This window comes from Aquabacterium humicola (assembly GCF_030167915.1).
Classification (GTDB): Bacteria; Pseudomonadota; Gammaproteobacteria; order Burkholderiales; family Burkholderiaceae_C; genus Pseudaquabacterium; species Pseudaquabacterium humicola.
This window is the reverse complement of sequence record NZ_JARGNB010000001.1, coordinates 1189183-1200767: the sequence shown is the minus strand read 5'-3', so window position 1 is coordinate 1200767 and position 11585 is coordinate 1189183. Positions and strand designations below refer to the sequence as shown.

At 73.3% G+C, this 11585-nt stretch carries 9 protein-coding genes; 4 read left to right on the top strand and 5 right to left on the bottom strand.

Annotated elements, in window-relative coordinates; genetic code table 11:
* The first annotated feature begins 12 nt into the window (after window positions 1-12).
* Both P1K89_RS05290 and P1K89_RS05285 read left to right on the top strand, forming a co-directional pair.
* Window positions 13-879 (top strand): tetratricopeptide repeat protein, encoded by an 867-nt coding sequence (locus P1K89_RS05290; RefSeq protein WP_284615323.1) that lies wholly within the window; start codon window positions 13-15, stop codon window positions 877-879.
* 50 nt (window positions 880-929) lie between these two features.
* A complete protein-coding gene (locus tag P1K89_RS05285; RefSeq protein ID WP_284615322.1) occupies window positions 930-1838 on the top strand; it encodes a DMT family transporter in 909 nt (302 codons plus the stop codon).
* Between the two features lie 34 nt (window positions 1839-1872).
* Here P1K89_RS05285 and P1K89_RS05280 read toward each other — a convergent pair whose 3' ends face one another.
* Window positions 1873-2532: a peroxiredoxin gene (locus tag P1K89_RS05280; RefSeq protein WP_284615321.1), complete on the bottom strand. Its 660-nt coding sequence runs from the start codon at window positions 2530-2532 to the stop codon at window positions 1873-1875.
* 181 nt (window positions 2533-2713) lie between these two features.
* On the opposite strand from P1K89_RS05280, the gene P1K89_RS05275 reads away from it, so the two are divergent.
* Window positions 2714-3451, top strand: coding sequence for a hypothetical protein (locus tag P1K89_RS05275; protein WP_284615320.1), 738 nt, complete (start codon window positions 2714-2716; stop codon window positions 3449-3451).
* A 69-nt stretch (window positions 3452-3520) separates the two neighbouring features.
* On the opposite strand, the gene P1K89_RS05270 is transcribed toward P1K89_RS05275, so the two are convergent.
* From P1K89_RS05270 to P1K89_RS05260, 3 genes are all read right to left on the bottom strand, one after another.
* The gene (locus P1K89_RS05270) at window positions 3521-5353 is read right to left on the bottom strand and encodes a right-handed parallel beta-helix repeat-containing protein (RefSeq protein ID WP_284615319.1); all 1833 of its coding nucleotides are present in this window, start codon (window positions 5351-5353) and stop codon (window positions 3521-3523) included.
* A 32-nt stretch (window positions 5354-5385) separates the two neighbouring features.
* The gene (locus P1K89_RS05265) at window positions 5386-8652 is read right to left on the bottom strand and encodes an acetyl-CoA carboxylase family protein (RefSeq protein WP_284615318.1); all 3267 of its coding nucleotides are present in this window, start codon (window positions 8650-8652) and stop codon (window positions 5386-5388) included.
* 82 nt (window positions 8653-8734) lie between these two features.
* Entirely contained in the window at window positions 8735-9550 is an 816-nt protein-coding gene (locus tag P1K89_RS05260) for a hypothetical protein (protein WP_284615317.1), read from the bottom strand.
* 184 nt (window positions 9551-9734) lie between these two features.
* Here P1K89_RS05260 and P1K89_RS05255 point away from each other — a divergent pair, with 184 nt between their 5' ends.
* A complete protein-coding gene (locus P1K89_RS05255; protein ID WP_284615316.1) occupies window positions 9735-10538 on the top strand; it encodes a beta/gamma crystallin-related protein in 804 nt (267 codons plus the stop codon).
* A 37-nt stretch (window positions 10539-10575) separates the two neighbouring features.
* Here P1K89_RS05255 and P1K89_RS05250 read toward each other — a convergent pair whose 3' ends face one another.
* The gene (locus tag P1K89_RS05250) at window positions 10576-11547 is read right to left on the bottom strand and encodes a Bug family tripartite tricarboxylate transporter substrate binding protein (RefSeq protein ID WP_284615315.1); all 972 of its coding nucleotides are present in this window, start codon (window positions 11545-11547) and stop codon (window positions 10576-10578) included.
* Window positions 11548-11585: the final 38 nt, after the last annotated feature.

Below are 11585 nucleotides of genomic sequence, written 5' to 3'. Positions count from 1 at the left end.
ACATCGCGCCCCATGACGTCCCGCCGCTGCCTTGCCCTGCTGAGCCTTGCCGCGCTGCTGCCGTTTGGCGCCGCTGCCGACACCGCGGACCGCGCCGAACTGGCCGCCTTGAGCCACCAGGCGAAGCTGTGGGTCGAGCTCGACCGGCCCGAGCGCGCGCTGGCCAGCTACGCCGCGCTGCTGCAGCGCTCGCCGCAGGATGCGGGCGCCTGGCTCGGGCGCGCGCGTGTGTTCGCGCGCCAGGGTGAGCACGCCGCCGCGGCGGCGGACTTCGAGCGCGCGTTGCAGCTCGATGCGACGGATGCCGAGGCCTGGTACCAGCTGAGCCTGGTGCGCTACGAGCTGGGCGAGCGCGCCGCCGCCATGGCTGCCCTCGAAGCCGCCGTGCAGCGCGACCCTGCGCATGCGGCGGCCTGGGGCCAGCTCGGCGTGCTGCAGCTGCAGGCGAAGCAGCTCGATGCCGCGATCGCCAGCCTGGACACCGCGCTGAAGCTCATGCCGAACGACGGCGACGCGCTGCGCAACCGCGGCAGCGCCTGGCTGCAGAAACGCGACCTCGCGCGCGCGATCGCCGACCTCGACGCCGCGATCCGCCTCAACCCGCGCGACGCCACGGCGCACGGCAACCGGGGCATCGCCTACACGCGTCAGGCGGACTTCGCCCTCGCGGTCGCCGACTTCGATGTCGCGCTGGCCCTGCAGCCGGACAACCCGGTGCTGCACTTCAACCGCGGCGTCGCGCTCGAAGCCCGCGGCGACTGGGCGCCGGCGCTGGCGAGCTACGACGCCGCGCTGAAGCTGCAACCGGGCCTCGCGCCGGCGCAGCAGCGGCGCGACGCGGCGGCGCGGCAGCTTCAGCAGCGCAAGCGCGGCGCCTGAGCCGCTTCCCGCTGCAAATTTGCGCGCCGTCCGCCGCGGACAATGCGGCGATGCCTTCCTCGCCCGAAGCCGCGCGCAGCAGCGAGCTGCAGCTCGCCTACGCGCTGGTCTTCATCACGCCGGCGCTGTGGTGCGTGAACTACCTGGTCGCGCGCTGGGCGCCCGGCGTCATCGCGCCGCATGCGCTGGCGCTGGGCCGCTGGTGCGTTGCCGCGGCGCTGCTGGCCGCGCTGGCCTGGCGCGAGCTGTCCGACAAGCGCCACCTGATCCGTGCCGAAGCCGGCCGCTTCGTCGTGCTGGGCGCGCTGGGCATGTGGGTCTGCGGCGCCTTCGTCTACATCGGCGGGCGCAGCACGTCGGCGATCAACATCGGCCTGCTGTATGCCGCGTCGCCTGTGCTGATTGCGCTGGCCTCGGCGCTGTGGCTGCGCGAGGCCTTCGGGCCGCGGCAGATCGCCGGCGTCGTGCTGTCGCTCGGCGGCGTGCTGCACATCCTGGCCAAGGGCGACTGGTCGGCGCTGGCGGCGCTGCGCATCAACCCGGGTGACGCGTGGATCTTCGTCGCGGTGGTCTGCTGGACCGCCTACTCGCTGCTGCTGCGCGCCTGGCCCTCGGCCTTCGGCGGCACCGCGCGGCTGGCGCTGATCGCCGTCGGCGGCATCGTCGTGCTGATCCCGTTCACCGCGTGGGAGGCGCTGGCCTGGCTGCCGACGCGCTGGTCGTGGCAGGCGGTCGGCCTGGTGCTGGCCGCCGCACTGCTGCCCGGTGCGGCGGCTTATGGGGCCTATGCCTACATGCAGCGCGTGCTCGGCGCGGCGCGCGTCGGCGTGGTGCTCTACCTGGGGCCGCTGTACAGCGCGCTGATCGGCTGGCTGGTGCTGGGCGAGCGCATCGAGCCCTTCCACGGCGTCGGCGCGCTGCTGCTGCTGCCGGGCATCTGGCTCTCGACGCGACGCTGATCTCGCCGATCGGCGCCGCGCCGCGCCGCGGCACTCAGCGGGGGTCCTTCACGATCCGCAGGTAGGGCTTCGGCGCCTTCCAGCCGCCCGGGAACAGCTTCTTGGCATCCTCGTCGGACACCGAGCCGGCGATGATGACGTCGTCGCCCGGCTTCCAGTTCACCGGCGTCGCGACCTTGTGCGAGGCGGTCAGCTGCATCGAGTCGACGACGCGCAGGATCTCGTCGAAGTTGCGGCCGGTGGTCATCGGGTAGGTCAGCATCAGCTTGATGCGCTTGTCCGGCCCGATCACGAAGACCGACCGCACGGTGGCATTGGTGGCGGCGGTGCGGCCCTGCGAGGTGCCGGGCTCGTCGGCCGGCAGCATGTTGTAGAGCTTGGCGACCTGCAGGTCCGGGTCGCCGATCATCGGGTACTTCGGCAGGTAGCCTTGCGTCTCCTCGATGTCCGCGGCCCAGCGCTGGTGGTCGTCGACCGGGTCGACCGACAGGCCGATCAGCTTGGTATTGCGCCGCGTGAACTCGGGTTGCAGGCGCGCCATGTAGCCCAGCTCGGTGGTGCACACCGGCGTGAAGTCCTTCGGGTGCGAGAACAGGATCGCCCAGCTGTCGCCGATCCACTCGTGGAAGCGGATCGGGCCCTGGGTGGTCTGCGCCGTGAAGTCGGGCGCGATGTCGTTGATGCGCAGGGACATGGGCACTCCTCGGTGGGGTTCGGTGCAACCAGCATAGGCGAGCGCCCGGACCGCGCAAGCCTGTCCCCCTAGCCGTGACAAGTGCAACCGCAGGCTGCGAGAGCTTGCCGGCGGTTCACGCTGCGGGGCGCGCCCTTACGTTGCGCTACACCGCACGCCGGCCGCTCCACGACGATGCGGCATGGCCGCCCCGCCTCGCGACTTCGAACAATCGACGCTCTGGCGCATCAGTTCGTTCGAGCGCCTGCGCGCCGGCGACCCGGGCGGCCCGCCGACGCTGCTGCCGACCACCCTGCTGGCCGACCTGGACCAGCTGCGGCGTGACCCGTCCAACGACGACGTGCTCGAAGTCGTGGCCGCCTGCCTGCGCCACCGCGAGGCGGCGCTGCTGTACCTGGCGTGCGGAGCCTATGTCTGGTCGGTCACGCTGTTCCCGCAGCAGTGGCTGCACCACTCGCCGCAGGACGCGCAGACGATGGCCGCGGCCTGCGACCTCATCCACCTGAAGCTGCTGAGCGCCGAGCGCCCCGGCGTGCGCCCGCCCGGGCACTGGATGTTCGAGCGCGTCGCGGCGGTGGAGAACTACCGGCCGCTGCGCCCGCTGCTGTGGGTGCTGGCGATGCAGGGCCCGCGCCGCCACCTGCTCGGCGAGATCGGCGGCCGGGCCGCCTACCGGCTGACCAGCGGCGGCGTCGGCGAACGCCCGGCCACCGGCGGCCCGATCGCCTCGGCGATGCAGCGGCTGCGTCAGGACGCCGCCGCGCTGCGCGACATCGGCAGCTGGCCCGGCATGACCATCGAGCGCGCCTGCCGGCTGCTCAATGCGCTGTACCTGACCGGCGGGCTGATGGTCACGCGCAGCCACCCGGCCGCTCGCGACGAGCCGGTGCAGCCGCGCATGCCGGGCGCGCGGCACTGAGCGCGCCGCGGCCGCCGCGGCCTTCGCCGCGGCACCGCAAGCCGGACCGGCCGCGCGCGGCCGGCCGCTTCACTGGCAACTCAGCGGGTAGGGCAGCGGCGGCGGCTTGCAGCGGTTGCCGCCGCCGTCGGTCACCATGCCGGTGACCGGCGTGCCGCCGAAGTCCGGGGCCGCGAGCACCTGGCCGAAGTCGTTGCTGCGGAAGGTGTTGCGGGCGATGACGAAGTCCGCCGCCACCAGCGCGCGTTCGCCGATGATCGACGAGACGCTTCCGGGCGTGTAGCCGAGCCGGTTGAACAGCGGCATGTACGCGCTGGGGTTCGTGCCGGCGAACGGCTCCTCGAGCCGGTTGCCTTCGAACAGGTTGTCGCGGAACTCGGCCGCGGTGTCCGCCGGCCGCTGGAAGCCGTCCTCGAAGCGCGCCGGCCGCAGGCCGTAGACGCGGGTGAAGCCGAACAGCGTCGGTACCTGGCGCACGCGGTTGTCGCGCATCGTCGAGCTCACCAGGCTGGCCCAGTCCGCACCGCCGATGCCGCACACGCCGGCCTGCGCGATCTGGTTGCGCTGCAGCGTGGCGGTGGCCAGCTTGCCCAGCCACTCGATGCCGCAGCCGTGCACCCGGCTGATCGTGTTGTCCTCGACCGTCGTGCCGCTCTCGTCCTGCAGCATCACGCCGGCATCGGCGCCGTTGACCGTGCCGGGCGTGCCGTCCCAGCGCCCGTCGAGCACATTGGCGAAGATGCGGTTGTTGCCGCCCCAGGTGCTGGTCAGCACGCCGGCGCTCACCGGCGTGCCCGCGCGCGCGCTGATCTGGTTGTCGCGGAAGACGTTGCCGAAGCTGAAGCGCTGGTGGTAGGTGGCATCGGTCAGCGTGTTGTTCGCGAAACGCATGCCGAAGACGTTGCTCGCCTGCACGCTGGCCGGCTGCGCCGCCAGCAGCGGCGCCAGGGTGTTGCCGACGAGGCTGCCGGTCGTCACGTCGGCGAGCTCCAGCGTCGTCGCGCTGAAGCGGCAGTTGCGCACCGAGAAGGTCTGCACGCGGCGCAGCGCGAGCGCGCCGCCACCGTTGACGAGGTCGCCGCGCAGTGCGTGCTGGTTGCAGTCGAGCTGCACGCCGGCGACGTCGCGGATCGTGATGCAGGGCTGCGTGCCGGCGGCGTTGAGGTCGTGCGCCAGCACGTAGCGGCCCGGCGCCGTGATCTCGCGGCAGGCATTGAGCTCCACCGCGGAGGCCGACGCGTCGACGTTGAGGCGCACGGTGCGGCTGGTCACCGAGCCCAGCGTGTTGGCGACCACGACCGAATAAGCCTGGCCGTCGTCCGTCAGCGCCGGGTTGGCGATCGTCAGCGTGGCCGATTCGGCGCCGGGGATCAGCACGCCTTCGCGGTACCACTGGTAGGCCACCAGCTGCGTCGACGCCACCACCGACAGCTGCGCGCTCGTGCCCATCACGACCGAGGTGTCCACCGGCTGCACCGTGATCGTCGGCGCCACGCAGTCCTGCGGGTAGACCAGGCAGCGGAAGTCCGCGCGGGTGCCGACGACCTTCAGCGCGCCGCCGGACAGCGGCCCCATCACCGCGACCGTGTCGCCGGAGACGCCGACGTAGTTGCCGGTCTGCGGGTAGTAGCGGTACTGGTAGGTCGTCCAGGTGCTGGTGCGCTGGTGCAGCGGGAAGAGGTCCGGGTAGGTGCGCTCGGCCCAGTCGAGCAGCGCCTCGGCATCCGGGATGCGCGGCTCCGGCAGGCTGGCCAGCGCGCGTTGCCGGGGGGTCGCGGCGGCCGGGGCGACGGTGCCGTCGGGGGCAGCGCCGCCGCCGCAGGCGGCCAGCGCGGCCGCGACGGCCAGCAGCGCGGTGATGACGCGTGTCTTGCGAGTCAGCCAGGGGCGGGATGCGGGCATGGGGGCGTCCTCCGTGACGCCGATGATGCCAGTCACCACCCGTCGATGAAACGCCGCCCGGCCGGCCGGGGCTTGCCCGATGCCTGCGCGAGACCGCGCGCGATCCAGGCGCGCGTTTCGAGCGGATCGATCACGGCATCGATCTCCAGCGTCGTGGCCATGTTGATCGCCGAGCCGTTGGCGTACTGCTGCGCGACGAGCCGGTCGTACAGGGCGCGGCGCTCCGGTCCGTCGGCGGCGGCCTCGAGCTCCTTGCGGAAGCCCAGCCGCACCGCGCCCTCGAGGCCCATCGCGCCGAACTCGGCCGACGGCCAGGCGATCGTGAACACCGGTGCGTCGAAGCCGCCGAAGGCCATCGCCTGCGCGCCCAGGCCGTAGCCCTTGCGCACGACGACGGTGAAGCAGGGCACCGTCAGCCGGGCCGCGGCGAGGAACATGCGGCAGGCATGGCGCACCTGCGCCTGGCGCTCGATGTCCGGGCCGACCATGAAGCCCGGGGTGTCGCACAGCGACAGGATCGGCAGCCCGCGCGCCTCGCACAGCTGCAGGAAGCGCGCGGCCTTGTCCGCCGCGTCCGGATCGATCGCGCCGCCCAGGTGCTGCGGGTTGTTGGCGAGCACGCCGACCGGCTGGCCGTCGAAGCGGGCGAACGCCGTGATCAGGCCGCGGCCGAAGGCGGCGCGCAGCTCCAGCACCGAGTGTGCATCGGCCAGCGCCGCGAGCAGCGTGCGCATGTCGTAGGCGCGTACGCGGTTTTCCGGCACCGCGTCGCGCAGCGCCGCTTCGTCGCCGGCGGAAGCAGGACCGGTGGCGCCTTGGAAATACGCCAGCAGCCGCTTCGTCGCCGCCACGGCCGCGGCTTCGTCGTCCACCAGCAGGTCGATCACGCCGTTCGCCGCCAGCTCGGCCGCCGGGCCGATCTCCTCGGGCCGGAACACACCCAGCCCCCCGCCTTCGATCATCGCCGGCCCGCCCATGCCGATGTTCGCGGCCCGGGTGGCGATGATCGTGTCGCAGCAGCCCAGCAGCGCCGCGTTGCCGGCGAAGCAGCGGCCGTGCACCACCCCCAGCAGCGGCACCTGGCCCGACAGCGCGGCGAACTGGCTGAAGGTGTGGTTGTTCAGGCCGGCGACGATGGGAAAGTCGACATCGCCCGGCCGGCCGCCGCCGCCCTCGGCGAACAGCACCAGCGGCAGCTTCAGCCCGTGCGCCAGGCCCAGCAGCCGGTCCTTCTTCGCGTGGTTGCGCATGCCCTGGGTGCCGGCGAGCACGGTGTAGTCGTAGGCCATCACCGCGCAGCGCGCGCGCTCCGCGCCGAAGGCCGCGGCGTTGACCGTGCCGATGCCGCTGACCAGGCCGTCGGCCGGCGTCTGGCGCTCCAGCTCGGCGACAGGCCGCCGCCGGGTCTGCGCGGCGATCGCGAAGGCGCCGTACTCGATGAACGAGCCGGCGTCGCAGAGGTCGGCGATGTTCTCGCGCGCGCTGCGGCCGCCGGCCGCATGGCGGCGCGCGATGGCCTCGGGGCGCGCGGCGTCTTCGGTCAATGCGCGGCGGTGGAGCAGGCGCTGCAGGTCGGCGCGCAGGTGCCCGGCGTCGGCACCGTGCACCGGCGCGAGTTGTTCGGTCGCGGCATCGGCCGGCGCGAGGCGCATCAGCAGCTGGCCCTCGTCGACGGCTTCGCCGGCCGCGACCTCGATCGAGACGATGCGCACCGGCGCATCGACCAGGACGCCGTGCTGCATCTTCATCGCCTCGAGCACCAGCGCCTCGGCGCCGGCGCCCAGCAGGTCGCCGGGCGCCACCGCCAGCTGCACGACACGGCCGGCCATCGGCGCGCGCAGCGCCTGCTGGCCGGCCGGCAGCGTCTCGTGCGCCACCGGCGGCAGCGCGGCCGCGGTGGCGCCGCTCGTCGCGGCCAGCAGCGCCGCCTGCTCGTCGAACCAGCGGGTGTGCAGCCGCTGGTGCCGCAGGTCGTCGTGCGCGGCCAGCGTGCGCAGCAGCGGCAGGTTCGTCGCCAGTCCGTCGAGCCGGCACTCGGCCAGCGCCCGCTGCGAGCGCCGCAGCACGTCGTCGAAGCGCGTGCTGGCATGGTGCACGACCAGCTTCGCGAGCAGGCTGTCGTAACGGCCATTCGACGCGTCGCCGGCACGCACCGCGGCGTCGATGCGCACGCCCGGGCCCTGCGCGAACTCGCAGCGATCCAGCCGGCCGGTCGCGGGCTTCGCGCGGCCCTGCGCATCGATCGTCTCGGCATTGATCCGCCACTGGATCGCGAAGCCGCGCGGCTTGGGCGGGCGCTGCGCATCGAGGCCCAGCGCGGCCAGCGTCTCGCCGGCCGCAACCTGCAGCTGCAGCTGCACGAGATCGAGCCCGAGCACCGCCTCGGTCACCGTGTGCTCGACCTGCAGGCGCGGGTTCGCCTCGATGAAGACGAACGGCAGCGCGGCGGCCTCGTCCTCGTCGACCAGGAACTCGACCGTGCCCAGGCTGGCATAGCCGGTTGCGCGGGCCAGCGTCAGCGCTGCGGCGACCAGGCGCTCTCGCAGCGCAGGCGACAGCGTCGGCGCCGGCGCGATCTCGACCAGCTTCTGGAAGCGCCGCTGCAGCGTGCAGTCGCGCTCGCCGAGCGCGATCGCCTGCCGGCCGTCGCCGAGCAGCTGCACCTCGATGTGGCGGGCGCGCGGGATCAGCCGCTCGGCGTAGACCGCGCCGTGGCCGAACGCGGCCTCGGCCTCGGCCGAACAGCGCGCGAAGGCCTGGGGCAGCTGCGCCGGATCGTCGACGATGCGCATGCCGCGCCCGCCGCCGCCGGCCACCGCCTTCAGCAGCAGCGCGCAGCGCGGGTCGGCCGCGCGCTGCGCGGCGAAGAAGGCCTGCAGCGCATCGAGATCCGCGGCACCGGTGCCGGACAGCAGCGGCAGCCCGTGCTCGGCGGCCAGCGCGCGGGCGCGGGCCTTGTCGCCGAAGATCGCCAGCTGCGCCGGCGTCGGGCCGACGAAGGTGATGCCGGCGTCGGCACAGGCCTGCGCGAAGGCCGCCGATTCGCTGAGGAAGCCGTAGCCCGGATGCAGCGCATCGCAGCCCTGCGCGCGCGCCGCGGCGATCAACGCGGCCCCGTCGAGGTAGGCCGCCGGGCCGCTGCCGGCCAGGGCCACCGCCGCGTCGGCCGCGGCGACATGCGCCGCAGCCGCGTCATCCTCGGCGAACACCGCGACGCTTCGCGCGCCGAGGTCGTGCAACGCGCGGCCGATGCGCAGGGCGATCTCTCCGCGGTTGGCGATCAGGACCTTCTGGAACAAGCGACGCTCCTCGTCTGGTGTCTCGGCCGCACTGTGCGTCGGGCGCGCCGGCGATCCTGTCGCGTCGGTGACGGCCGCGGGCTCAGCGCAGCGCCGCCAGGTCGACGTCGGCCAGTTTCTCCAGCGGCCCCTTGCCCGGCCGCGGCGCATCGTCGGGCGACAGGTCCTCGGCGTCGAGATCGCGGCGAAAGCCGGCCGACGCCGCGATCCGATAACGCTCGATCCACGCGGCCAGCGCCTGGGTCTGCGCGGCGGTCGGGGCGCCGGGCAGCCAGTCGATGCGCTGCACCCGCAGGAAGCCGTGGCGCGGCTCGGCGAAGTGCAGCGTGCTGGTCAGCGCCGGTCCGGCCGGTGCGGTGGCGCCGAGGCGATTCAGCGTCCGGGCCGCCTGTTCCGCCGCCGTGTCGCCGGCCAGCGCGTGGGCGGACACGGCCTGCACGCGCAGGCATTCCCCGCGCATCGCCGAGGCCGGCGTCGCCGCATGCTGCAGCAGCTGCGGATCGGGCTGGGCGCAGGCGTCGTGATCGCTCCAGCGCGCGCCGGCGGCGGCGCGGCGGTTAGAGGTCGTCGACAGCAGCGTGCGCAGCCGCGTGCCGTCGAAGCGGCCGAAGACCAGCGTCGTCAGCTCCAGGCCCTGCGGTGCACGTTCGTCGACCGCGGCCAGTGCAATCCATTCGCCGGCCGGCAGCACCACCTGCTTCTTCGAGCCCATCCAGCCGACGGTCAGCACGCCGGGGCCGTGGAAGCGGTCGCCGAGGTTGTAGGCGATCACGCCGCTGCCGCTCGCTTCGGAGAACGGGCGCAGCCCGGTGGCCTCGGTGGCGGGCGAAGTCGCGTGCGCGGGGGTGCAGGCCCAGCCGATGGCCAGCGCGGCGATCGTGAGGCGGGTGGACGTCATCGAGGGCACGGGGTCGTGGGGGAGTGGGGGAGAGGCGATTGTGAGCGCCAGGAGGGCGCGCCGTTGCGGCGCGGTGCCCGACAGCCGCTCTAGGACGATGACTACGCGCAGCGTCGGCGTCGTCCGATGCGTGCGCGGCGGCGGCGGTTTCCATACTGGGTCCACCCGTCGTTGGGAGACCACCATGCATCTGAAGACCACCGCTCTGGCGCTCGTCGCCATCACCTGGGGCGCGCAAGCCGCGGCCCAGGTCACCTTCTACGAACGCGAGGAGTTCCAGGGCCGCGCATTCACCACCTCGAAGTACGTGCCGAACCTGGAGCGGCGCTTCAACGACCGCGCGTCGTCGGCCATCGTCACCGGCAACCGCTGGGAAGTGTGCGACGGTCCGGACTTCCAGGGCCGCTGCGTCGTGCTGCGGCGCGGCAGCTACCCGTCGCTGGCCGCGATGGGCATGAACAACCAGATCACCTCGGTGCGGGCGTTGCGCCAGAACGTGCGCGTCGACGACACGCGCTATGCGCCGATGCCGCTGGTGACGCAGGACTTCCGCCGCCGCGGCGGCGAGCGCCTGTTCGAGGCGCCGGTGACCTCGGTGCGCGCCGTGATGGGCCCGCCGGAGCGGCAGTGCTGGGTCGAACGCCAGCAGGTCACCGAGGACGTGGGCCGCAGCAACGTGCCGGGCGCCATCGCCGGCGCGGTGATCGGCGGCATCCTCGGCCACCAGGTCGGCGGCGGCAGCGGCCGTGACGTGGCCACCGGCGTCGGCGCGGTCGCCGGGGCGGCGATCGGCTCGCGCGTCAACAGCCGTGACGAGCGCGTGAGCTACCGCGACGTGCAGCGCTGCAACGAGACCACCAGCGGCACGCCGCACCACTGGGACGTGACCTACAACTTCCGCGGCCAGGAGCACCGGGTGCAGACCACGCGGCCGCCGGGCTCGACCGTGACGGTCAACCGCCTGGGCGAACCGCGCGCCGCGACCTGACCGGCGGCGGTCCGGGGCCCGTCGACGCCGACGGGCCCTAGTCGAGCTTGGTGCCCGACCGATCGACCGCCTGCTTCCAGCGCGGCAGCTCGGCCGCCAGGTAGCGGCCGAACTGCTCGCTGTCCAGGAAGGCCGGGTCCGCGCCCTGCGCGGTCATCGTCTTCTGCAACTCCGGGTTCGTCAGCACCTGGCGGAAGGCGTCGGCCAATTTCGCGACCACGTCCTTCGGCGTGCCCGCCGGTGCCAGGATGCCGTAGAAGCCGACTACCTCCATGCCCTTGACGCCGACCTCGGCGAAGGTGGGCACCTCGGGCAGCGCGGCATTGCGTTCGCGGCCGGTGATCGCCAGCGCGCGCAGCTTGCCCTGCTTGACGTACTGCGCGGCGAGCGGGATCGACTCGGCCATCATCTGCACCTGGCCGGCGATCAGGTCGGTCATCGCCGGCGCGCTGCCGCGGTAGGGGATGTGCACGATGAAGGTGCCGGTGGCCTGCTTGAACATCTCCGGCACCAGGTGCGAGCTGCCGCCGTTGCCCGCCGATGCGTAGTTCAGCCGGCCCGGGCTCTTCTGCGCCAACGCCACCAGCTCGGGCACCGTCTTCGCCGGCACGCTGGGGTGCACGACCAGCGCCAGCGGTTGCTGCGCGGTGCGTGCGATCGGCACGAAGTCCTTCAGCGTCTGGTAGCCGAGCTTCGGGTAGACGGCTGGATTGATGACCATCACGCCGGTGTTCGCCAGCATCAGCGTGTAGCCGTCGGCGGGCGACTTGGCGACGAACTCGGCGCCGATGGTGCCGCCGGCGCCAGCCTTGTAGTCGATGATCACCGGCTGCCCGAGCGCGGCCTGCAGCTTGTCGGCCAGCAGCCGGCCGTGGGCGTCGAGCGGGCCGCCGGCGGGGAAGCCGATGATGATCTTGACCGGCCGGTCGGGGAACGCGGCGTGGGCGGGCGCCACGAGCGCGGTGGTGACTGTGGCGGCCGCGAGCAGGCGGGTGAGCAGTGTCTTCATGGGGCGATTATTGGCCGGCGCGATCCGGCCCGGGCGCG

Bases quoted from the DNA above. Each gene is read 5' to 3' on its own strand.
- P1K89_RS05275 (WP_284615320.1), top strand. From the start codon at position 2,714: ATGGCCGCCCCGCCTCGCGACTTCGAACAATCGACGCTCTGGCGCATC.
- P1K89_RS05250 (WP_284615315.1), bottom strand. From the start codon at position 11,547: ATGAAGACACTGCTCACCCGCCTGCTCGCGGCCGCCACAGTCACCACC.
- P1K89_RS05260 (WP_284615317.1), bottom strand. From the start codon at position 9,550: ATGACGTCCACCCGCCTCACGATCGCCGCGCTGGCCATCGGCTGGGCC.
- P1K89_RS05270 (WP_284615319.1), bottom strand. From the start codon at position 5,353: ATGCCCGCATCCCGCCCCTGGCTGACTCGCAAGACACGCGTCATCACC.
- P1K89_RS05280 (WP_284615321.1), bottom strand. From the start codon at position 2,532: ATGTCCCTGCGCATCAACGACATCGCGCCCGACTTCACGGCGCAGACC.
- P1K89_RS05290 (WP_284615323.1), top strand. From the start codon at position 13: ATGACGTCCCGCCGCTGCCTTGCCCTGCTGAGCCTTGCCGCGCTGCTG.
- P1K89_RS05255 (WP_284615316.1), top strand. From the start codon at position 9,735: ATGCATCTGAAGACCACCGCTCTGGCGCTCGTCGCCATCACCTGGGGC.
- P1K89_RS05285 (WP_284615322.1), top strand. From the start codon at position 930: ATGCCTTCCTCGCCCGAAGCCGCGCGCAGCAGCGAGCTGCAGCTCGCC.